The 21,866-nt window shown below is 38.3% G+C and carries 20 protein-coding genes and 1 pseudogene; 7 read left to right on the forward strand and 14 right to left on the reverse strand.

Going from position 1 to position 21,866, the window contains the following annotated elements:
* Window positions 1-113: 113 nt before the first annotated feature.
* A complete protein-coding gene (locus tag IGK91_RS11325) occupies window positions 114-809 on the forward strand; it encodes a PHP domain-containing protein (RefSeq protein ID WP_325810479.1) in 696 nt (231 codons plus the stop codon).
* Window positions 810-845: 36 nt separating this feature from the next.
* On the opposite strand, the gene IGK91_RS11330 is transcribed toward IGK91_RS11325, so the two are convergent.
* The 3 genes from IGK91_RS11330 to rlmH form a co-directional block, all read right to left on the reverse strand.
* Complete coding sequence (locus IGK91_RS11330) at window positions 846-1,343, reverse strand: GNAT family N-acetyltransferase (protein ID WP_002295755.1); 498 nt, start codon at window positions 1,341-1,343, stop codon at window positions 846-848.
* 55 nt (window positions 1,344-1,398) lie between these two features.
* Window positions 1,399-2,307: an IS982-like element ISEfm1 family transposase gene (locus IGK91_RS11335; RefSeq protein ID WP_325820185.1), complete on the reverse strand. Its 909-nt coding sequence runs from the start codon at window positions 2,305-2,307 to the stop codon at window positions 1,399-1,401.
* A gap of 276 nt (window positions 2,308-2,583) precedes the next feature.
* The gene (gene rlmH / locus IGK91_RS11340) at window positions 2,584-3,063 is read right to left on the reverse strand and encodes a 23S rRNA (pseudouridine(1915)-N(3))-methyltransferase RlmH (RefSeq protein WP_002317110.1); all 480 of its coding nucleotides are present in this window, start codon (window positions 3,061-3,063) and stop codon (window positions 2,584-2,586) included.
* A gap of 452 nt (window positions 3,064-3,515) precedes the next feature.
* Between rlmH and IGK91_RS11345 the strand changes: the two genes are divergently transcribed.
* Window positions 3,516-4,802 carry a S1C family serine protease gene (locus IGK91_RS11345; protein ID WP_010737045.1) on the forward strand — a complete coding sequence of 429 codons (1,287 nt, stop codon included), beginning with the start codon at window positions 3,516-3,518 and terminating at the stop codon, window positions 4,800-4,802.
* A 57-nt stretch (window positions 4,803-4,859) separates the two neighbouring features.
* Here IGK91_RS11345 and ytpR read toward each other — a convergent pair whose 3' ends face one another.
* The 4 genes from ytpR to pepA all read right to left on the reverse strand — a co-directional run bounded on the left by ytpR (window position 4,860) and on the right by pepA (window position 8,207).
* A complete protein-coding gene (gene ytpR, locus IGK91_RS11350; protein WP_010737044.1) occupies window positions 4,860-5,465 on the reverse strand; it encodes a YtpR family tRNA-binding protein in 606 nt (201 codons plus the stop codon).
* Window positions 5,466-5,773: 308 nt separating this feature from the next.
* Window positions 5,774-6,241, reverse strand: a complete 468-nt coding sequence (locus IGK91_RS11355) for a universal stress protein (protein WP_002317107.1) — start codon at window positions 6,239-6,241, stop codon at window positions 5,774-5,776.
* Between the two features lie 29 nt (window positions 6,242-6,270).
* Window positions 6,271-6,591 carry a thioredoxin family protein gene (locus IGK91_RS11360; protein ID WP_010737043.1) on the reverse strand — a complete coding sequence of 107 codons (321 nt, stop codon included), beginning with the start codon at window positions 6,589-6,591 and terminating at the stop codon, window positions 6,271-6,273.
* Window positions 6,592-7,127: 536 nt separating this feature from the next.
* Complete coding sequence (gene pepA, locus IGK91_RS11365) at window positions 7,128-8,207, reverse strand: glutamyl aminopeptidase (protein ID WP_010720947.1); 1,080 nt, start codon at window positions 8,205-8,207, stop codon at window positions 7,128-7,130.
* A 198-nt stretch (window positions 8,208-8,405) separates the two neighbouring features.
* Here pepA and IGK91_RS11370 point away from each other — a divergent pair, with 198 nt between their 5' ends.
* Window positions 8,406-8,759 (forward strand): PepSY domain-containing protein, encoded by a 354-nt coding sequence (locus tag IGK91_RS11370; protein ID WP_002317104.1) that lies wholly within the window; start codon window positions 8,406-8,408, stop codon window positions 8,757-8,759.
* A gap of 171 nt (window positions 8,760-8,930) precedes the next feature.
* Window positions 8,931-9,887 carry a glycosyltransferase family 2 protein gene (locus IGK91_RS11375; RefSeq protein ID WP_002317103.1) on the forward strand — a complete coding sequence of 319 codons (957 nt, stop codon included), beginning with the start codon at window positions 8,931-8,933 and terminating at the stop codon, window positions 9,885-9,887.
* A gap of 75 nt (window positions 9,888-9,962) precedes the next feature.
* On the opposite strand, the gene IGK91_RS11380 is transcribed toward IGK91_RS11375, so the two are convergent.
* Complete coding sequence (locus IGK91_RS11380; protein WP_094940324.1) at window positions 9,963-11,420, reverse strand: NAD-dependent succinate-semialdehyde dehydrogenase; 1,458 nt, start codon at window positions 11,418-11,420, stop codon at window positions 9,963-9,965.
* 294 nt (window positions 11,421-11,714) lie between these two features.
* Between IGK91_RS11380 and IGK91_RS11385 the strand changes: the two genes are divergently transcribed.
* On the forward strand, window positions 11,715-12,593 hold the full coding sequence (locus IGK91_RS11385; protein WP_010737041.1) for a cation diffusion facilitator family transporter: 879 nt from the start codon (window positions 11,715-11,717) through the stop codon (window positions 12,591-12,593).
* A gap of 63 nt (window positions 12,594-12,656) precedes the next feature.
* Here IGK91_RS11385 and IGK91_RS11390 read toward each other — a convergent pair whose 3' ends face one another.
* From IGK91_RS11390 to IGK91_RS11415, 6 genes and pseudogenes are all read right to left on the reverse strand, one after another.
* The gene (locus tag IGK91_RS11390) at window positions 12,657-14,528 is read right to left on the reverse strand and encodes a glycosyltransferase (protein ID WP_081123418.1); all 1,872 of its coding nucleotides are present in this window, start codon (window positions 14,526-14,528) and stop codon (window positions 12,657-12,659) included.
* Window positions 14,529-14,699: 171 nt separating this feature from the next.
* Window positions 14,700-16,004: a glycosyltransferase family 2 protein gene (locus IGK91_RS11395; RefSeq protein WP_010720951.1), complete on the reverse strand. Its 1,305-nt coding sequence runs from the start codon at window positions 16,002-16,004 to the stop codon at window positions 14,700-14,702.
* Window positions 16,005-16,027: 23 nt separating this feature from the next.
* Entirely contained in the window at window positions 16,028-16,513 is a 486-nt protein-coding gene (locus IGK91_RS11400) for a hypothetical protein (protein ID WP_081123419.1), read from the reverse strand.
* A gap of 292 nt (window positions 16,514-16,805) precedes the next feature.
* A pseudogene (locus IGK91_RS11405) lies at window positions 16,806-18,940 on the reverse strand (HelD family protein).
* A gap of 75 nt (window positions 18,941-19,015) precedes the next feature.
* On the reverse strand, window positions 19,016-20,671 hold the full coding sequence (locus tag IGK91_RS11410; RefSeq protein ID WP_010737035.1) for an FAD-dependent oxidoreductase: 1,656 nt from the start codon (window positions 20,669-20,671) through the stop codon (window positions 19,016-19,018).
* A complete protein-coding gene (locus IGK91_RS11415; protein WP_010737034.1) occupies window positions 20,672-20,983 on the reverse strand; it encodes a rhodanese-like domain-containing protein in 312 nt (103 codons plus the stop codon). It abuts the gene before it with no gap.
* 170 nt (window positions 20,984-21,153) lie between these two features.
* Between IGK91_RS11415 and IGK91_RS11420 the strand changes: the two genes are divergently transcribed.
* Together IGK91_RS11420 and IGK91_RS11425 are read left to right on the forward strand one after the other, a co-directional pair.
* On the forward strand, window positions 21,154-21,414 hold the full coding sequence (locus tag IGK91_RS11420; protein ID WP_010737033.1) for a metal-sensitive transcriptional regulator: 261 nt from the start codon (window positions 21,154-21,156) through the stop codon (window positions 21,412-21,414).
* A 12-nt stretch (window positions 21,415-21,426) separates the two neighbouring features.
* The gene (locus IGK91_RS11425; protein WP_010737032.1) at window positions 21,427-21,738 is read left to right on the forward strand and encodes a DsrE family protein; all 312 of its coding nucleotides are present in this window, start codon (window positions 21,427-21,429) and stop codon (window positions 21,736-21,738) included.
* Window positions 21,739-21,866: the final 128 nt, after the last annotated feature.

Raw genomic sequence — 21,866 nt, forward strand, 5'->3', positions numbered from 1 at the left:
GTACCCGTGGTGCTAGTTAATTTTTTCCTAGAGGAAAATGTCTAAACATGTTGGTAAATCAACAAAAAAACGCATATAGTAGTCTCAAAACTCCCAAGAAATGAGGACTACATATGCGTTCATCAAAATATACTGAATATTTTGACTTAGCCAATCCTGTTACTAAAGTCGATGATATCCCCGATTATGAAATGTACAGTCAAACAATCGATAGCTTAAATAAGCGTTTTGGCAATCGTGTTTTAAAAGGCATCGAAATCGGTTACATCGCTTCTGAAAAGGATCGGATCATCGACTATTTAGCCGATAAAGATTACGATTTAAAATTACTCAGTGTGCATCATAATGGTCAATTTGATTATTTAGATGACGAAGTCAAAGATATGGATCCTGCTATTGTGATTCCTCAGTATTTTGCACAACTTTCAGAAGCACTAGTTGTTATAGAAGCAGATGTCTTTGCTCATTTTGACTATGGTTTTCGGGTATTTGGTCTATCCGTTGCTGAATTTAAACAATATGAAGCGCAGTTTTTACCGATTCTAGATCAAGTAATCAAAAATAAATTGGCATTCGAATTAAATGCTAAGAGCGCTTACTTGTATGACAATTTAGCGTTATATGAATATGTCATCGATTTATATCTTTCACGTGGTGGTACCTTGTTTAGTGTTGGATCAGATGGGCATTACCTTGAACATTTCCGTTTCCATTTCAATGATCTTTTTGCTCTGTTAAAAGCAAAAGGTGTGACGGAATTAGCGATTTATCAAAAAGGAAAGCGAATTATGGTTCCATTACCAGTCTAAAAAAACGTCCTCAGCATCAAAAGTGAGGACGTTTTTTTAGATTTCTTTTTCTAAAATCGGACAAATACGATCTTGTTTTCCTAAAGGAAAATGTTTGATCCCGATTTTTTTAAATCCATGACGTTCATAAAAACGAATACCTGCATGATTTTTTTCATAAACAGTCAAACGTAAATAACGTTTTTGTTTCGTTTTAGCATAACGATTCGCTTCATCGAGTAACCGTTGCCCTAACCCTTTGTTTTGATAATCTTTGAGCAGATAGAGCCGTTGAATCTCTATAGCATCTTTTTCATCATTGACTTTCATATAACCAATGAGTATTTGATGATCCTTAATACCAATAAATTTACTGGTTGACTGTGCCAATTCTACTGCCAATATTTCAGTTGTCAATTGTGTCTGTAAATATCCTTGCATATCAAGTGGATCTGCGCCATCGATAAACGATTCATAAAAACTGACAACACTTACAACTTGTAAAGCATCTAGATCATCATAATCTAAATACGCTAGTGTGATTTGATTGTTCATCTAACTCCTCCTTTTGACATAGTATACTATAAATCACCCGTGGTGCTAGTTAATTTTAATATCCTAAAGAATATCTCAAAGTTCCTTCAAAACGTCGTTGTGCTCGACTTAATAGAACACTGTAAGCCAGAAATATGCTTTCAAATCTACTCTCTAGCCCTTTAACAGAACGTGAGTTGAAATTTTGACAACCTAATTTTTCTAAGGAAGAAAAAACAGTCTCAACTGTTTTTCTTTGTTTTCCAAGTAAGCTGTGGTCTAGTTTTTCTGATTTATCCATGTTTTTACGTGGCGGAACGGATATAGTAATACCCTTAAGGGCAAGCTTTTCATGGATTTTATGGCTAATATATCCTTTGTTCCCTAGGATATTGGTAAGATTCGCTTCTTCCGATAAAGTCTCTAACACTTTCACGTCATGGACACCTGGATTCGTGATTGAGTAAGTAATCGGAAAGCCAGTCTTAGTAACGATCATATGAATTTTAAGACCATAAAAATAAGATTTTTTTGTTGAGTTATAGCCAACTTTGGCTATTTGATTCAATAGTTTTGCTTGTCTATTTCTAACTGGTTTACATAATGGACTAGGAAAACTATCTATAATTCCGACTAGTTCACCTTTGGTGAGCTTCTTGATGAAAAAGTATCGAATAATCTTGATAGTGTAAGCTAAGTTTGAACTTAAGCGAGTGAATCGACTCCTACTAGGAAAGTCACCATTAGGAAATAAGACGGAACAAACCGCTCTATACGTGGCTCTTTGGCTAGTATAGCCATTAATTATGCCCCATATAACACAAGCAATAATCACTGTATCGCGTTGCTTCAGTTGATCAGTATTTCTTCGGTTTTTAATCTTATCTGGTACACAATTGTGGTATATGTTAGAAACAGTTCTCATAATTTCCTTGAATGTTATAAAAGTATCTGTATAATGTTCAGTATATTTTGATGAACGCATATGTAGTCCTCATTTCTTGGGAGTTTTGAGACTACTATATGCGTTTTTTTTGTTGATTTACCAACATGTTTAGACATTTTCCTCTAGGAAAAAATTAACTAGCACCACGGGTGTATTTGTTTCTATGTCTACATTATCTTTTTAACAGTATCTATTTTTCTTTTGCAACTTACTTGGCTACCAAAGCAAATAAAAAAGTTATTTATAAATTTCTCCCTACCACTACCTATTGCTATTATTTAAAATAGGGATAATTTTTTCTCTTAAAAAATATCATTATTTGTGGTATGGAGCACCCGCATTGATCCGAAAAGCGCGGTAGATTTGTTCGACGAGGATCAAGCGCATGAGTTGGTGGGGATAGGTCATTTTACCAAATGAGATTTGGGCGTTGCTGCGTTTCATGACGGCTTCGCTTAAGCCGAGTGAACCACCGATGACAAAAGTGATCTGGCTTTTCCCTTGGATTCCTAGTTGGTCGATTTCTTTGGCGAAAGCTTCACTGGTTGGATTTTTCCCTTCGATCGCTAGTGCGTAGACGTATTCTTGTTCTTTGATTTTGCTCAAGATCCGCTCGCCTTCTTTTTCTTTGACTTGGCGCATTTGAGCTTCACTCAAGTTCTCAGGTGCTTTTTCATCGGGGACTTCGATTCGTTCGATTTTAGCGTATGCTTGCAGCCTTTTGACGTATTCATTGATTCCTTGAATCAAGTATTTCTCTTTTAGTTTACCGACTGAAATGATTTTGATATTCAATTGCTTTACTCCTTCATTTGTCTTTTTCATTGTTCGTTGTTCGTATTTCCTTCTTTTCTATTATAACGAAATGTTTGCTAAAAGAAAAAGCGAGTTATTTTTTATTTATTTAAAGATTCCCACATAGTTATACACATCATCCACAGGTTTATCCACAGAAAAGACGATGATTTTGGCTTATTTTATAAGTATTTCTTAAGCAAACGTATGTTTTGCACTGATTTATCCACGTTGTCCACATCTTGTGGATAAAAAAGGATATTGTTTTTCTGCGAGTTTTCCGCTGATTTCTACACAGGATTTGTGGAAAACTTTTTTCTTATTTTTTCATCTGAACGCAATGATTTTTCCTAAAGTTTTTCATAAAAAGTTCATAGTCTCCAAGTAGACTAATCTTAACAAATAAGTCTATACTTAGAGATAGAAGAAAATGATAAATGGAGGCAGATCACATGGAGAGAAAAGATGTGACACCAAAAATGAAAAAGAATAATGGAATCTGGCGTAAGCTGGGTCTAGGCTTAGTCGGTGGAATTATTGGGGGCTTGGTAACGGCTGGTATTTTTTATGCTGTCATGGGTTCTGGAAACGCAGCGTCAAATTCGGGTGGTCATCAAAATTCAGCGGGCGAAACTGTCGTTGAGAATGTCAAAGTCAATGTCGATTCAGATATTACGAATGCGGTCGATAAAGTCCAAGATGCGGTGGTATCTGTTATCAATCTTCAAAGCCAAAATCAAGGGACCAACGGCTTTGGGCAACTGTTTGGCCAACAACAACAAGAAAGTTCTGATGATAGCAACCTAGAGGCTTCTAGTGAAGGTAGTGGTGTCATCTACAAAAAAAGTGGTAATTCCGCTTATATCGTAACGAATAATCACGTAGTGGAAGGCCAACAAGGATTAGAAGTTTTATTAAAAGATGGAACAAAAGTCAAAGCTGAATTAGTCGGGACGGATGCTTATTCTGACTTAGCCGTTTTGAAAATCAGTGCAGATAAAGTGAACAAAGTTGCTTCATTTGGTGACTCTAATTCATTGAAAGTAGGTGAACCGGCGATCGCAATTGGTTCTCCTTTAGGTTCTGAATATGCCAACTCTGTGACTTCTGGGATTATCTCTTCATTGAATCGCCAAGTAACCAGCACGAACGAGTCAAATCAAACGGTCAATATCAATGCGATCCAAACAGATGCTGCGATCAACCCTGGTAATTCTGGTGGTCCATTAGTTAATATCGAAGGTCAAGTGATCGGGATCAATTCAAGTAAAATTGCAAGTACTTCTGCTTCTTCATCAGGTGTAAGCGTGGAAGGAATGGGCTTTGCGATCCCAAGTAACGATGTAGTAAATATTATCAACCAACTTGAAAAAGATGGAAAAGTAACCCGTCCTGCTCTAGGGATCACAATGGTTGACCTTTCAGCCGTTTCAACCCAACAACAAGAACAAATCTTGAAAATTCCTGAATCTGTGACAAATGGTGTGATTGTTACCAGCGTTCAACCGGCGACACCTGCAGAAAAAGCTGGCTTGAAACAATATGATGTCATTACAAAAATCGATGATACTGATGTTTCTTCTGGTGTAGAATTACAATCTGTCTTGTATCAGAAAAAAGTCGGCGATTCAGTGAAGGTCACTTACTATCGCGGAAAAGAAAAGAAAACAACAACAATTCAATTAACAATTGATCAATCCGCATTAAAACAAAGCCAATCAGAGAACTCTGGTAACTAATAACTAATTTCCTATACAAAAACAGCACGGTTGCTCGGCAACTGTGCTGTTTTTTGCTTATTTTGGAAATGCTTCGCCAATCACTGCATCTTCTGGTAAAACAAGGATCCCTTTTTCTTTCGGTGCATCTGGTAATTGTAATTCTTTTGCCGAACAAATCATTCCGTGACTTTCAACCCCACGTAATGTTCCTGGCCAAATCATCATTCCATCAGGCATCATAGCTCCTGGTTTGGCAACAACGACTTTTTGTCCTGCTTCAATGTTCGGAGCGCCACAAACGATTTGTAAGACTTCCTCTTTTCCTACTTGTGTTTCAGTGATCGATAAGTGATCAGAATCAGGATGTGGTACGCAAGTTTTGACGTAGCCAACAACGATTTTTGGTTCATTTTCTTCTGTTAACGTTTCTTCAAAACCAGCTTCTTTGATCAAGCGGTTCAACTGTGCAATTTGTTCTTCTGTTAGTTTGACTTGTCCGTTACCTTCGATCGTAAGATGGTCGGAGATATGGAAAAAATTCCAGCCAACGATTTGTCCTGTTTCATCTTTGATTTGAGCAACATTCCATTTACGGATGACCGTATTTTCGGTTCCATTGTCATTTGAGACGATGACCATCAAGGTATCTCCCACGTGCGCTTTATTATAAGCAAAAATCATGTTTTTTCCTCCATTATCCTTTGCTGACATTTATCTTAACAAAAAAAAAGTTTTTGTGCATGCTTTTTTTCATTCTTCAAAAAAAGTGCGAACAACTATTTTCTTAGTTATGGAATCGCAAGAATTTTCAATAGCAACGAGCCTGTGAAAGATATCTTGCCCTTCACTCTAAAAACGAGTAAACAGCATGCAAAAAGTCACTCTATCAGAAAATTTGCCGGAGAATCCCAAAAATAGGAGGAACTATTTTCGGATTCTCCGGCTTATTTCTTAGAGCTAGGCATTTCACTATCTCTTAGTTAACGTATTTAATTGTCGGTGTTGTTCTCCACTTCATCAGAGACAATCAAGACATCACATGGTGCTCGGCGGATGACATAGCTGGAAACACTACCTGTCATAAATCGTTCAACCGCATTTAATCCTGATTGACCGACCATGATCAAATCGATCGCATATTTTTTTGGTAAGTTGACTGCCATTGATTCTCTAACAGAACCATAAGCGACGATTCCTTCGATTTTTTGATAGTCAACTGTTTTTCCATAAGCTTTGCAGTCTTCGATCATTTGTTTCGCTGCTTCTGTTTGTTGGTCAACTAGCGTTTGATCTATTGGGACATAGCCCATGAAATTATAAAATTGTTGGTCGATCACATTTGCTACATAGACGGTTCCGTCGTTTCTTCGAGCAACCTCAACTGCTTTTTTAAAGGCAGAAAGTGCTTGCTCACTTCCATCGATCCCGACCAAAATATTTTTATATTCTTGTTCCATCCTGATCCCTCCTAACAAATATCCAGATGTTAGCCGTTCGTCACACGATTTAAAAAATCCTCGATTTCTTGTTTTGTTTTCCGATCTTTATTCACTAGACGACCTAATTCTTTACCGTCTTTGATCACTACAAAACTTGGGATTCCAAAAATGTTCCACTCAGCGGCTACATCTATGTATTTGTCACGATCGACTTCAATAAAACGCCATGCGGCAAAATCATTTTCTATTTCTGGCATTTGAGGCTTGATAAAGCGACAATCGCCACACCAATCTGCGGTAAAGAAAAAGACACTGTTCCCTTTTTCAACGTAACCTGCTAATTCTTCTAAGTTTTTTGGAATAATCATTGCTGTCCCTCTTTTCTTCTTATATTTAAATTATACACCTTTCTTTAAAAGTCACCAACTCCTAACCAGTCCTCACTTTTGTATTCAAAAAATTCAGGTGCTTCAACCAAAAAAACGATTCACCGATTTCCCCCGTATTTACTGACTGACGTCAAAACAAGAAGAGGCCGAGACAAAACTTGTCTCAGGCTCTTCTAGTATCTCTAAAAGCGAATAAACGGTGTTCAAACATCAGCTCCTTGAAATAAGCCTGAATTTTCCAAAACATGAGAAGCTGTTTCAAAAAATTCAGGCTTATTGTCATCAGAGCTACCCGATGTTTTCACGACCTCTGATTCACGGCGTTCAAGAAGCAACTCCTCAACAATAAGCGATGATTTTCTAAAATATGAGGAGCTATTTTAAAAAATCCTCTCTTATTCGCTCGGAGCTAAACGCTTCTTTCACAGCCTCTTCTTAACTATTTATACTATCCTTCGCTTATCTCTGTTCCACGATCCATGGTTCTCGTTTCACTTCGTTTAAAGGATGTATTCTTATTTTCCGTAAACGATCGTATTGACAGTCGATTTGTCTAATCCTTTTAATGTTTGGATTAACATCTCTCTTGCTGCTTCAAAGTCACGAATGCTAAACATTGTTTGATGTGTATGAATGTAGCGTCCTACGACTCCGATCACCGTACTTGGGATTCCTTCGTTTTGTGTATGTGCCGCACCTGCATCTGTGCCGCCTTTTGAGACAAAGTATTGGTAAGGAATGTTGTTTGTTTCAGCCACGTCTAATAAGTATTCACGCAAGCGTGGTAACATGATCAATCCTGGGTCTTGGATACGCATCAACGTTCCTTCACCTAGATGTCCGAATGTCCCTTTTTTCGTTACCGTATCGTCTGCTGCTGAGCAATCGACTGCAAAGAATAAATCAGGTTTGAATTTGTTGACAGAAGCTTTTGATCCACGTAAGCCAACTTCTTCTTGCACGTTTGCTCCTGCGATCAATGTATGACCTAGTTTTTCATTTTGCAGCGCTTCTAACGCTTCTAACACCATTGTACAACCATAGCGGTTATCCCATGATTTACTGATGATATTTTTGCCATTAGCCGTTTTGATGGTTTCAGCGAATGGTACGATCGTATCGCCTGGCAATACGCCAAAGCTCATTGCTTCTTCACGTGATTCAAAACCAGCATCAAATAAGATATCTGTCACTTCCACTGATTTTTGGCCGCTTGTTCCACGTAATAAATGTGGTGGAACAGAAGAAGAAATACATGGGTAATTTTTGCCAGAAGAAGTCTTCAATGTGTAGCGTTGAGCAGAAACCACATACGGATTCCAGCCACCTAAAGGTACAACTTTGAATAAACCGTTGTCCTGGATTTGGGTTAGCATAAATCCTACTTCATCCATATGAGCCGCAACCATCACACGTGGGGCATCTGCCTCTTCATGTTGGCGTAAGCCAAAGATTCCACCTAAACCATCTAGTTGTAATTCGTCCACTAAGGGTTCCATGTGCGCTTCCATATACGCACGAATGTCTTGTTCAAAACCACTTGTTCCTTGAAGTTCTGTTAACTCTTTGATTCGTTGAAATGTTTTTTCATCCATAATAAAGTTCGCCTAAGATTCAGACTATGCTCCTCTCAAATTTATAGTTGACTGACTAATTTGTATTGCTCTTAGTCAATCACTCACATTTATTATAGCTTATTTTAATTGATAGCGGTTATTTATTTCTAAGAAAAACACAGAGTATGGTAGAATAAATGAAGATAATCTTTTTGGACAAAGAAGGAGGTAAGACGTATGTATTCTGAAGAATGTGAGTCAAATAATTTTAAAAACGGTCTTGCTATAGGTATCGGACTTGGTTTAATCAGTGGCATCACTTCAATGGTTTTGTATCAACGTAAGAAAACGTTATCAGCTGATCAAGTCTTAGAACAAGTCAAAGAATCATTCTTAAAAGAAGGCTCCATCGAGGGGTCTTGGATCTCATTTGAAAAAGAACCGACTAGAAAATTTGCGATCCATTCCAAAGCTTATCGTGGAGGGATTTCCCGCCTGGAAGATGGCGAAATCATTTGCTACGAATTTTTAGCGGATGCGTATACCGGCACCGTGTTAGAGATTTCAAGAAAAAAGAATGAATTGATTTAATAAAGCGAAGCCTCAGCCATCACCATTAATATAAAAATAGTGGTTTTATACGGGGCTTTTTACAATGGAAACAAAAAGAAGTGAAAATTCTCTCTAGGTACTAGCATTTAAGAATTTGATACAGTATTCTTAATAGAGATTTTGTTTTCTATGATTTAAGGAGAGTGAAAAATGGAACAACAAGAGAAAATTGCTGTTCTGATTCCTTGTTATAATGAAGAAGCGACGATTTCAACAGTCATTGCAGACTTTAGACGAGAATTACCGGAAGCAGAGATTTACGTATATGACAACAATTCGACTGACACCACCTATGAACTTGCCGTGGCGTGTGGGGCAATCGTCAAAAAAGAACCAAGACAAGGGAAAGGAAATGTCATTCGGCAAATGTTTTTTGATATTGATGCAGATTACTATCTCATGGTGGATGGTGATGATACCTATCCTGCCGAAGCGGTGCATGGATTACTGGATAAACTTCGCTCAGGTGAAGCGGATATGGTAATTGGTGACCGACTTTCAAATGGGACTTACTTTGACGAAAACAAACGTCCGTTTCATGATTTTGGGAATAATTTAGTGAAAAACACAATCACACGATTATATAAAACAAAAATACGAGACGTCATGACAGGCTATCGAGGATTTAATCGTATTTTTGTCAAAAGTTTCCCGATCATGAGTTCCGGATTCCAAATCGAAACTGAACTGACGATCCATGCCTTAGACAAAAAATTCAAATTGGTCGAATTGCCGATCGATTACCGAGACCGTCCAGAAGGCAGTGAATCGAAACTGAATACATTTTCTGATGGATTTAAAGTGATCATGATGATCGTTAAAATGTGGAAAGACTACAAACCATTGATGTTTTTTGGCATCTGGACCTTTTTCTTTTTTGTATTCGGCTTATTTGCCGGTGTTCCAGTGATCCGAGAGTATATGCTGACTCACTTTATCACACGGGTACCTTCTGCTATTTTAAGTACCGGATTGATGATCCTTGCCTTACTTTCATTAGTTACTGGGTTGATTTTAGATACTGTTGTAACGAATGCCAAAAAAGAATATGAACTAAATCTCTATCATGTCTATCATGAATGTCGAAAGCAAGAACAACAGAAATAACGTAGAAATAACCAAAGAAACTAGCTGGGAAGAATCTAGCTTCTTTGGTTATTTTTTTGCTTTTTGATACGCTAGTTATTTAGCTGTCCGAATCGTCACAAACTTCGCTACTACATATTCTTCCACACCGTAAGTTCCATTTTCCCGACCAAAGCCTGAATGCTTGACCCCTCCAAATGGCGTAGCTGAATTTGAAATAGCTGTATCATTGACACCGACCATCCCATATTGGAGTTTTTGGCTAACATTCGCGATCGTGTGGATATTCGTTGCGAAGAAGTAAGAAGCTAACCCAAAGATGGTATCATTGGCGTCTTTGATCACTTCCTCTTCTTCCTTAAAAGCAATCAACGGAATCACTGGTCCAAAGGTTTCTTGATAAAAGATGTCCATTTCCTTCGTGACACCATCCAAAACAGTGGGTTCAAAGAAATAACCATGCGCATACTCGCCTTCTGTCAGTCGTTGCCCACCTGCTAAAATCTTGGCTCCTTTATCTACGGCATCTTTGATTTGTTCTTCTACCTTTTCTAAACCTTCTTGATTAATCAAAGGACCTGTCGTTGGATCATCTAAGCCATTACCAACGGATACTTGTTTGATTTTTTCGACGATCAATTTCGTAGCTTCTTCTTTGATTGCTTCATGAAGAAAAATTCGATTAGGCGACGTACATACTTGTCCGTTATTGATGAATTTTGTTTTGATCAATTGATCCGTTGCTAATTCTAAATCTGCATCTGGAAAAATAATCAACGGCGCATGTCCGCCTAGTTCCATGGAAACTTTTTTCAACGTTGATGCTGCTTGTTTATTTAAGATTTGACCTACTTCTGTCGAACCAGTGAAAGTGATTTTTTGCACGTCTTCTGATTCGGTTAGAATTTTACCGATCGTTGAGGAGTCTCCAGTCACGATATTAACGACCCCTGGAGGAAAGCCAGCTTGATCAAAAAGCTCCATTAACGCCAATGCAGAAAGCGGTGTCGCTTTTGCTGGTTTTAAGATAACCGTGCAGCCAGCCGCGATTGCTGGAGATATCTTACGGATAATCATATTGGATGGAAAGTTCCAAGGAGTGATTGCACCTACTACTCCAACTGGTTCTTTACGTACTTGCCATTCATTGGTTGCCGGAGAAGGAATGATCTCGCCTAAGATTCTTTGCCCTTCGGCAGCATTCCACCGCAAATTTTCAACATTCGTGTTGATTTCTGAAGCAGCTTGTTTGAGTGGCTTTCCTTGTTCCATCGTCATGATCGTAGCTAAACGTTCACTGTCTTCTTCCACTAGATCTGCCATCTTGTTCATTAATTTTGCCCGTTGAGCAGGAGAAGTTTTTGACCACTCTTCAAATGCTTTCTTAGCGGCTTTGATTGCTTCATGTGTTTCACTTTCTCCACCTTTTTGAACATTCGCTAAGGTTTCACCTGTTGCAGGGTTGATCACCTCGAAGGTACCTTCTGTTCCTGTCTGCCATTTGCCATTGATATAAAGACGAGTTTCGACTTTTGGTAAATCTCTTTTTGCCATGTGTCTCTTTCCTCCTTCTTATTCGGTACAAATCTACCCTAACACGGTTAAATTTAAAGCTCAAAGCATACGCATCAGATGACTTTCCTGCTTTTTGTTTTTAGCTGATTTCTGAATCTACTGCAGGTGTCATCATAGCTGATCCCCTTTGATTCGCTGCTCCTATCGATTCAGTTAAGCTCGGGATAGTTCCAAATTTCGCCTATCCAAAACCATTATATTTTCCACACTTTTAGTGATTTTATTCGAAAATATTATAAGATAATAAAATACTTTATGTTGGAGTGAAAATGTGTGAACAAAGACAGATATAAACAATTGAAACAAGCAGAATTAGGTGCAATCATCAGTATTGTCGCTTATATCGTAGTCTCGATACTGAAGTTGACTATCGGGAATCTCGCAAATTCTGAAGCGTTAAGAGCAGATGGCTTAAACAATTTTACGGATATCCTAGCTTCAGTTGCTGTATTGATCGGTTTGAGAATCTCACGCAAACCTGCAGACACTGAACATCGCTATGGTCACTGGAAAGCCGAAAATATTGCAAGTTTAATCACTTCGTTTATTATGTTATTGGTTGGTCTGGAAGTCTTGTACTCTTCGATTCTCTCGATTACTGACAAAAAAATGGAATCACCCGATATGACCGCAGCCATTGTTGGGATTGTCTCAGCGCTGATCATGTACGGGGTTTATCTCTTTAATAAAAAACTAGCCACAAAAGTCAACAGTCCTGGTTTACTAGCTGCTGCGAAAGACAATCTTAGTGACGCGTGGACAAGTATCGGTACGGCCGTGGCAGTGTTTGCGGCCTCCTTCAATTTGGGTTGGTTGGATAGTGCCGCTGCAATCGTCGTGGGTTTATTGATTTTAAAAACAGCGGTTGATATCTTTAGAGAAAGCTCCTTTTCTTTATCTGATGGCTTTGACCAACAAAAATTAGAGCGCTACAAACAAGCAGTCAATAACATCCCGGAAGTCCAAAGCGTGAAGAGTATCAAAGGGCGTACTTATGGTTCAAATACCTATGTAGATATCACTGTTACCATGGACCCTAATTTGACTGTCAAAGAAAGTCATGATATTTCTGATTTGATCGAACACACTTTATTTGAACAATTCCAAGTCCACGAAACAGATGTACATGTCGAGCCTGTGGAGAAGTCTTGAATAGCTGATAAAAAATGAAAAAAGAATCATTCGCTTTTTTAAAAAGCGAGTGATTCTTCTTTTTTAGCTTTCTACTAAATCATCTTCCATATCAAATTCTAGTTGTTTGGCAGCATTCAGCTGGTCACTATAATAACTCGCTAGTTCTTCCGCTGATTGTGGGGTCAAATCTTCAAATGAGAAAGTGGTGTAAGCTTCCTGTGTTTCTCGACACACTGAAGTAATCTGCAACCCTTGTTGTTGATCAACAAACATATAGTTTTCTCCCGGAATGAATGATTCCCCACCAGTTCTGATCCGAAAGCCATTAAAACTCATTTGATACATCTCAAAAATTTTCGAATCATAGGATAACTGACGATTGACTGTAATACTTAATGCTTCACTGTCACTTTCGATATCTCGGTTTTTACCGATCGTGATGGCATAAAACAAGCCATAAAGATTATAGACTGACCATACTAACGTAACAATATAACCAAATTCATAGCCTTCCCCACGAATCAATCGATAAAGAGCAATGATACAAGCAAAAAGAATCCAGCAAAAAAGAACGATATGCGGGAACACCGTACGCCAATCAAATGCGTTACTCCCGACAATTTCTTTTTTCGTTACGTTGAATTTCTTTTGTGGTTTGAAAAATTCTTTTAATAATGCTCCTGTGTGGATCGGTGCCACAAAGCAGTCATAAATGTGAGAACTCGTTAGATTTCTTATTTTAGGCACGTATAACCTAAAGGATAAGGTGATCATAACAAACGGCGGTAAAAAGAATAGTAACAATTGATGGTTGTTACTTCTAACAAGAAAAATATCAAAAACCATAAACAGCGTAGGCGCTAATAAAAAAATAATTTTCTGGAAAGAAGTAAACCAATACAAATAAGAGTTGTAATAACATAATTTTTGCATCAATGACAACCCTTTTAACTTTCGTGGCTTGAAGTGGTCAAAAATCTGCTTCGTACCTTGTGCCCAACGCGAGCGTTGGGAAGCTAGTTCTTTCGCTGTATAAGGGGTAATTCCCAATGCATAAGCCTTGTTGATAAAGAGGGTCTCGTAGCCGGCATTTTGTAACAACATCCCTGTCGCCATGTCTTCTGTAATACTATTCGTTGGAACCCCACCGATTTCTTCTAAAGCACTTCTTCTAATAATTGCATTTGTCCCGATATGGATCAGGGCGTTTTCTCGAGAAAGAGCTGGCTCCAAAAAACGCATAAATAATTCTTGCTCATTATAAAAGGAATTTCTTAAAAGCTGAAATGGATCTTTATTATAGAAGGTTTGAGGATATTGAACGAGTGCCATTTTAGGATTTTTGAAATAATTAACGGCTTCAAAAATGATATTTTTTTTGACAATAAAATCTGCATCCAATAGTAGTACGAGGTCACTAGTCGTTTGTGAGAGTGCATAGTTGATGTTGCCAGCTTTCGCATGCTCATTGCCCTCTCGTGATAAATAACCGATGGAAAAACGTTCTGCCATCTCTTTTAATTCCTCACGATGACCATCATCGCAAATATATATTTTTTTATTGGGATATCGTAACGCTTTGACAGCCAAAGCCGTGGCGATCACTAATTTACTATTTTCGTTATACGTACAAATAGACGCCGCAACACTTGGTTGAAAACTCTCGTCATAGGCCTCATAGAGATGTTCATTTGACAATTTATTCGAAAATAGGTAAATAAAAAAACCGTAGACAAATAACCCGATAAATTCTGCAATGTAAAGAATGATCCCAAATATTAAAGAAACAGAACTATCTATTGGTATGGTATAAAACAAGCGCCATATCAAATAAACAACTAAAAAAGTAATCGTGATCTTTGAAAAAAGTTGTTTGACAAAATCATATTTTTTTGCCAACAAATACAACAATATAATTATTAAAAACAACCCCGTCAGATAGTACAATTCCACATTATCTCCTCCTTTATGTTTATATTAAACATTATAATGGTTATTATAAAAAACAGTTAGTAAACGGTTTCTCTGAATCATTTAGTTAGTTATGTAACCAAAAAGACTGTAGTAAAAGACGGCTTTCGTCTTCTGCTACAGTCACTTGTTTGCTAGTCCTTTTCAGTTGCATCATTCACTTTTTCGTTCTGGACTTTTCCATGTGCCGCTTCCGTATCCTAAAATCGTTTTGATTGCTGGGATAAAGGTCGTCATGATGGTGATCGCATTGACCATCCAGAATAACAACATATACAATGGGGCAAATAACATATATTTCAATTTTCTTCCTTGATCGTCTACCACCAAAGATGCAATCAGTTGAATGATGCCTGAGATCATTTCGAAGCAAACAAACAGAAAACTAATCGTCAATGTCCGATAGATTTGTTCAAAATTTCCTTGATAAAGATAAATACCCATTAAAATAATAAAAACGAAAAATGAAATACAAAAGAACAACGACCAAATAATACTAAAAGTTTGATCAATAAACATGAACGTCCTGCCGATATTTTCAAAAGGATGGAAGAGGACTTTTTTAAAATTCGTCAACCAGACTTCCGTCCCCCCTTTTGCCCAACGTTTTCTCTGACGATAAAGCATCGGCAAACTTACTGGAACTTCCATAAAAAATATGATGGTTGGCGCAAACACCGAGATCCAGCCATTCAGCTGATGATCCCACGCAATACTGATATCTTCTGTCGCCCGATCTTGACGAAAGCCGCCAACATCGATCAATGCGTCTTTTCGATACATGGTATTTGCCCCACTGTACGCATAAAGACCGCCAAGTACACCTGCTTGTGTTCGTTTGATGATCCCTACGATGCTCGAAAATTCAACAGTCTGGGATTTTCCAAGTAAAGACGTACGATTTTTCACGTCCATATTGGCAGTAACAGCAGAGATATTTCTACCACCAGGGCGAATAAAGTAATTCACATAATTTGACAAAGCATCTGGTTCAGGTACCGTATCCGCATCATTGCTTAAGATCAACCGACCTTTGGCAAAAGCCATCCCAATATCAAATGCGTGAGCTTTCCCCTTATTTTTATCAATGCGGATCACTCGTAATTTGGGGTATTTTTTTTGTAAACGAGCTAATATTGCCGGGGTTTCGTCCGTTGAACCATCATCTGTCACTAACACTTCATAATTCCCATAATTGATTTTTGTCATTAAATAATCGATTGTGTCTTCAATCACCACTTCTTCATTGTGGGCCGGTACCATGATCGTGATAAACGGTTCGACCTCTGTCGGAATCTCCGCCCAATCAATGTGCTTATATTTAAATAAAAACGAATAGCATAATACCCCAATAAACCATGCAAAACTACCAAGGATTGGGTAAGAAACAAGGATAAAATAAATGATCGTAGCTACAAAATCCAGTAGTTCATTACCTGTATGAATGACTCTGACCATTAGAGTTCGACCCCCTCATTTTTTTAGAGGTTTTCGATCAAATCTTTTTCAAGATTTTGCTCTTCTGATACTACGTAATAGCAAACCGCTTCACGCTCTTCCTTAGGTCCAAAGCGCATGCTGAATTCCGTTTCTAAAATATCTCGACGCTTTTCTAATTTTTCTTCATCATACATTTTTTCACTTCTTAGCATCGTTTGGTAACGACGATTATTCCAACGAGTCATGAATAAGAATAAAAGAACAAAGCCTAAAAAAGCAACCGCTAAAAATAGCAACAAAAAAGAAAACGTTTTTCGTTCTTCCGGAAACGAATGCCATTGTAATCCTCTCCCTTTCATTGAAGCCCGAAACGAAATAGTTACCCAAATAAATGGAAAAATCACGCCACACCATCCTAGAATCGCAACAATCCATTGCTTGATTTTTAACCGTCGATTTCCTTTGGCAAAAAACTTATCCTTAATCAAAAGAGTTGCTACTTCTTCACGTTTTATTCGAGTATTCATTTTTCTCCCACCTTTAAAAAATAAATTTAGTCCCCTTTTATAAAAACCTTTACATTTTTTGATGATGACAGCTAGACGAACAATTCATCAAATGACCAACTACCCTTTACTTATACTTTACTTTTATTGTGTTTATTTAATTTTGTTTATTTAATAGTAGCTTGTTTCTTGAAATATGTATGAGATTTGATCTTGACGTTAAGGTTTTCTTAATAAATTAAAATAACTAAAATAATAAAAATATAAAACAAGTTATCTTAGCGAGTCTCACTAAAGATAACTTGTTTTTTCTCTATTGATCTGTTACCAAAGAAATAACGACAGTTTTCATTGCTCGAGATATAGCCGTGTACATTTGCCTTCTTTCACGTGGGGTATTCGGTTCAGCTGTTAGATAAATCAGTACGTGATCAAATTCGAGTCCTTTAGAAAGACTCAATGGGCGTACTTGGATGTTCAGCTGATTATTCCGCTCTACTTTTTGTTGTATCATTGCGGCTTGCTGTTCTTCCAACGTAATAACTGTTAATTGTTCACCTGTGTGCTGTTGTCGTTCATTGACCTGACTGAGCCACTGATCAAAAGTCGCTGCAGTCACAAATTCCGGCTCTTCCCCATAAGGACGAACGGGAACAATAGCGATCTTTTCTTTTTCCCCTGAATATTGGGTAAAGAGAGTCGTGATTGCCCCGCTTGAACGATAACTATTCAATAAATCATATCTCGTCACAGATCGTCCAGCCGTTGAAAAATAGCTTTCAATTGCTTCAAAAGAAGTCGTGGAATTAAAAATCCCCTGATTTTCATCTCCTACGAGTGTAAAGCGAGCGTTGGGGAAGATGTTTAACAAGAGCAAAAGTTGCGCACTTGTATAGTCTTGCACCTCATCGATCAACACGAACTTTTTGACTTGGGTGATTTTTTCGATCAGCAGATGGCGCACATGCAAACGTGCGACGGCTTCATCTAATGTACAAGGAGTTGTTCGCTGATACTTATTCCCAGTGTAACTTTGATAAATCTCCTCAAATAAAAATTGTTCATCGACCCATGCCATCTGTTTGATTTGTTTCGTTACTGTTCGATATTTTCTTTGAAGCAATTGTTTGCCATAACTGACTAATTTTTCTGGCGATTCATCGGTGATCAACTGTTGGAAATACTGTTGTTGCATCTCTTCTGGTAAGGATAATAATTGATCTTTAATGGCGTCACTACCTGCTTGTTTCAGCAATTGCTTTTCCCAGTAGCGCAACAATCGGTCTTTAGTCGCTTGAAGTTTTTCTCTTAGATTCGGGTAATCGGGCGTGCTATCATAGATTTTTTTGATCACTTCTTTTGAGATCACGATTTTTTCCTTCTTTTTGATGGCTAAAAAGAAATCAGCCTGTTTAGTAAACAAGGAAGTCGCTTGCTCGATCTGCTTCATAAATGCCTGACTTCTGAGAACTGCTGTCTGGTCATCCACATCCGTCTGCGTAATCCGTTGAAAATAAGCTTTTTCTGACTCAACATTCCCTAAAAAAAGTTGATCCACCAACTGAATCATCGTGACATTCAACGGATTTTTTCACCTAACGAAGGTAATACCTTACCGATATAATCAATAAATTGATGGTTCGGTGACAAAATCAGCAAATCATCCGCAGAAAGTTGGTTTCGGTATTGATAAAGCAAATAAGCAATTCGTTGCATGATCGTTGAGGTTTTCCCACTGCCTGCAACGCCATTGACTAAGATATTTTGGCTTGTAGTGTCTCGGATGATCGTATTTTGTTCGGATTGGATCGTAGCCGTGATTGCCTTCATCTCTGACGTCTCACTTTGTTCTAAAGCATCAAGTAAGACATCATCTTGGATTGCTACCGAGGTGTCAAAAAAGTGGAGCAATTGATCTTTTTTGATGATAAATTGACGTCGCTCATGGATCATTACCTCAATTTGGTTTTGATTCACTAAATAAGAAGAATGACCTAAATCGTTGTTATAAAAAAGAGAAGCAATCGGCGAACGCCAATCATAAACCAAGGTTTCATCTTCATCATTGGTAAAGTTAGCCGTCCCAATATAAAAAGCTTCGTGACTATTTTTTCCTTGTGCTTCTTCCTCTAAAAAATCAATTTCGATCTTCCCAAAATAGGGACTCATCAATAGCCGTTCGATTTTTTTCAAAGTCTCATTAGCTGATTGAATCTTGAGATTCAATTGATCGATTTCGCGATTTTTCATCTCGATCAGTGAATACGTATCAAGATTGTCTAAATAACTTTCAAAATTGATCCGAATATCTTCAGACATCGTTTGTAGAGAGTCCCGACCGTACGCACTGGTTTCTTGTAATAATTGCTGATACTCTTCCTGCTTTTCTAGTAATTGCCGATAAACTGACGCTAGATAGGCTTCTTCTAAATTTCGTGTGTTGACCATACACATTCTCCTTTGATTCGAAGTAGTAGAACTAACCAGTCTAGCGCCATTTCACTAAGAATGCAAGGCAAAGCTCTATTTTTCTGGATAAATCAAGTCTTCTGGACGAACAGCGTGATACAAAGCAAAGGCGCCATCGAGATTTTGGACATGAAAGCCTGCTTGTTTCAAGATACGTTCTGCTAAGTAACTACGAAGTCCACTATGACAGCTGACAATGTATTCTTTCTCACGGTCTAATTCCGCCAATCGACAGCGTAAATCATTTAAAGGAATATTCAGCGCATCTTTAAAAGCACCGTTTTGCAACTCGCCTTCATTACGAACATCGAGTAAGATTTTTCCTTGTGCAAGTGCTTCTGGCAATTCATGCCATTGGATCGTCTCGCTTAGCCCTTCTGCGACATTCATGGCCACATATCCCAACATGTTCACTGGATCTTTCGCAGAACCAAAAGGTGGCGCATAGGTAAATTCTAATTCCGGTAAATCAAAAATCGTTAGTTGTCCTTTGATGGCTGTGGCTAAACTATCGATTCGTTTATCAACACCTTTGGCACCGACTCCTTGTGCACCATAGATTTCACCTGTCTTAGGATGAAAGATCAGTTTTAACAAAATATCTGTAGCTTCAGGATAGTAACTAGCATGGTCTTTCCCAGAAACATGGACTACTGAGAAAGGTAAGTTGGCTTGTTGGGCCATTCTTTCTGTTAATCCAGTAGAAGCGGCAGCAAGGTCAAAGACCCGCACAATTGACGTACCAAGACTTCCTCGATTGTTACGAACGATTCCCGCTATATTATCTGCTGCTTGTCGCCCTTGACGGTTAGCAGGAGAAGCAAGAGAAATCAACGCATCGGCACCTGTAATTTGTTGTTTGACAACGATGGCATCTCCCACCGCATAGATGGAAGGATCACTTGTTTGGTAGTGTTCATTGACTACGATCCCACCACGCAGCCCTGTTTCAAGTCCAGCCATTTTTGCCAATGTACTGTCTGGCTGAACGCCTACTGAGAGGATCGTTAAATCAGAATCGATCGTTGTGCCATCATCTAATCGTAACTGCTTGCCACCATGTTCAAAAGCAGTGACAGAACGTTTTGTTTGGACATGGACGCCTTGTTTAATGAGTTCATTTTGGATATGCACCGCCATTTCTTCATCTAAAGAAGGCAGGACATGTGGTGCCAGTTCTACAATTGAAACTGCCAGTCCACGTTTTTTTAAATTCTCTGCCATTTCCAATCCGATAAATCCTGCCCCTACTACGACAGCTTTTTTGGGTTGTTCTTCAAGAGCATTCATTACCATATCAATATCCGGTACATTTCTAACAGTATAAACATTTTTGGCTTCTGCTAATCCTGAAATAGCTGGTCTGACTGGTTTTGCCCCTGGGGAAAGAAGCAATACATCATAACTCTCCTGCCATTTTTTCCCGTCAGATAAAACTTCAACTTTCTTTTCATCTGGATAAACGGCTGTGACTTCATGATTGGGACGCACATCTAATTGAAAACGAGCAGCCAATGATTCTGGTGTTTGTACCAAAAGATTCTCTCTCTCACTGATCTCACCAGAGAGATAATAAGGTAACCCGCAATTGGCAAATGAGACATACGGTCCTTTTTCAAACACGACGATTTCAGCATCTTCTTTTAAACGACGTAATCTAGTGGCAGCAGACATCCCCCCTGCTACCCCGCCGACAATAACAATTTTCATTTATTTCCCTCCTACTGTTGGTTCAAACCATTGATTCATCCCACCACGTACATTGATAACATCATACCCCATTTTCTTCAACTCTTTCGTAGCTTGTTTGCTCCGCATTCCCGATTGACAGATGACATAGACAGGCGCTTCTTGTTTTCCTTTAAAACTTAGAATACGTTGAAGTGGAATATTTTTCGCTTGTCTGATATGCCCCCCTCGGTATTCTGCTGGTGTTCTTACATCGAGCAACTGAATAGAACCATTCAATTTTTCTTTTAATTCCGCTGTTGAGATTGATTTGACTGTTTGAAATAGTGACATCTTGATTTCCACCTTTTTATTTTTTGTAAATACCTTATGGGGTATATTCAACACAAAAAAGAGAGAATTGTCAACTATTCAAATTCTAGCTTTTTCAAATCGACATAATTATTTACAAAATATACCTACATAGGGTATCATCTCACTAGAAGCATAAAGGAGGTTTTCAAATGGAAATCAATGACAAGAACATCATCAATCGACTAAAACGAACAGAAGGACAAATTCGCGGCATCCAAAAGATGATTGAAGAAGAGAAAGACTGTATGGCAATTATCACACAATTAAGTGCCGTTCGTTCTAGCATTGATCGTGTCATGGGAATGATCGTGGCAGAAAACTTAAAAGACTGTTTGGAGCATCCAGAAAACAGCGCAGAAGAGCAAGCCAAAAAAATGGAACAAGCAATCAACTTGATCATCAAAAAATAAGGAGAGACTCAAATGAGAGTTGTTTTTCATATCGATGAAACGAGAAAGTGGCATGAAACGATGAATAACGTCAAGAACCTATTGAAAATCGCTCCTGAAACGACGATTGTGGTTAGTGTCAACGGTGAAGGCATCACCGGCTACCTTGATCCAGCAAATGAAGAATTTCTTGCTTTAGGGGTTACCTTCCACGCTTGTGCTAATGCGCTACGTGGCAATCACATCAGTACAGAATCCTTGCCTGAAAAGGTCATCGTGGTACCAGCTGGTATTTTAGACCTCATTGAATTACAAGAAAAAGGCTATGCTTATATCAAACCTTAAGACTACTAGCTTCGAGAGTTAAGCAAGGTTCTCCTATGGAAAATAAAACAATGAGCGGAAATCCATCCCCTCATCAAGTAAAAGAACTCAAACCACTTCCTTGGCTTGAGTTCTTTTATTTGTATTTG

This window comes from Enterococcus sp. DIV1208 (assembly GCF_050530455.1).
GTDB classification, from domain to species: Bacteria; Bacillota; Bacilli; order Lactobacillales; family Enterococcaceae; genus Enterococcus_B; species Enterococcus_B hirae.

Excerpts from the sequence above, each read along its gene's own strand:
- IGK91_RS11325 (WP_325810479.1), top strand. The coding sequence starts at position 114 with ATGCGTTCATCAAAATATACTGAATATTTTGACTTAGCCAATCCTGTT.
- IGK91_RS11330 (WP_002295755.1), bottom strand. The coding sequence starts at position 1,343 with ATGAACAATCAAATCACACTAGCGTATTTAGATTATGATGATCTAGAT.
- IGK91_RS11335 (WP_325820185.1), bottom strand. The coding sequence starts at position 2,307 with ATGCGTTCATCAAAATATACTGAACATTATACAGATACTTTTATAACA.
- IGK91_RS11345 (WP_010737045.1), top strand. The coding sequence starts at position 3,516 with ATGGAGAGAAAAGATGTGACACCAAAAATGAAAAAGAATAATGGAATC.
- ytpR (WP_010737044.1), bottom strand. The coding sequence starts at position 5,465 with ATGATTTTTGCTTATAATAAAGCGCACGTGGGAGATACCTTGATGGTC.
- IGK91_RS11355 (WP_002317107.1), bottom strand. The coding sequence starts at position 6,241 with ATGGAACAAGAATATAAAAATATTTTGGTCGGGATCGATGGAAGTGAG.
- IGK91_RS11360 (WP_010737043.1), bottom strand. The coding sequence starts at position 6,591 with ATGATTATTCCAAAAAACTTAGAAGAATTAGCAGGTTACGTTGAAAAA.
- pepA (WP_010720947.1), bottom strand. The coding sequence starts at position 8,207 with ATGGATGAAAAAACATTTCAACGAATCAAAGAGTTAACAGAACTTCAA.
- IGK91_RS11370 (WP_002317104.1), top strand. The coding sequence starts at position 8,406 with ATGTATTCTGAAGAATGTGAGTCAAATAATTTTAAAAACGGTCTTGCT.
- IGK91_RS11375 (WP_002317103.1), top strand. The coding sequence starts at position 8,931 with ATGGAACAACAAGAGAAAATTGCTGTTCTGATTCCTTGTTATAATGAA.
- IGK91_RS11380 (WP_094940324.1), bottom strand. The coding sequence starts at position 11,420 with ATGGCAAAAAGAGATTTACCAAAAGTCGAAACTCGTCTTTATATCAAT.
- IGK91_RS11395 (WP_010720951.1), bottom strand. The coding sequence starts at position 16,004 with ATGGTCAGAGTCATTCATACAGGTAATGAACTACTGGATTTTGTAGCT.
- IGK91_RS11400 (WP_081123419.1), bottom strand. The coding sequence starts at position 16,513 with ATGAATACTCGAATAAAACGTGAAGAAGTAGCAACTCTTTTGATTAAG.
- IGK91_RS11410 (WP_010737035.1), bottom strand. The coding sequence starts at position 20,671 with ATGAAAATTGTTATTGTCGGCGGGGTAGCAGGGGGGATGTCTGCTGCC.
- IGK91_RS11415 (WP_010737034.1), bottom strand. The coding sequence starts at position 20,983 with ATGTCACTATTTCAAACAGTCAAATCAATCTCAACAGCGGAATTAAAA.
- IGK91_RS11420 (WP_010737033.1), top strand. The coding sequence starts at position 21,154 with ATGGAAATCAATGACAAGAACATCATCAATCGACTAAAACGAACAGAA.
- IGK91_RS11425 (WP_010737032.1), top strand. The coding sequence starts at position 21,427 with ATGAGAGTTGTTTTTCATATCGATGAAACGAGAAAGTGGCATGAAACG.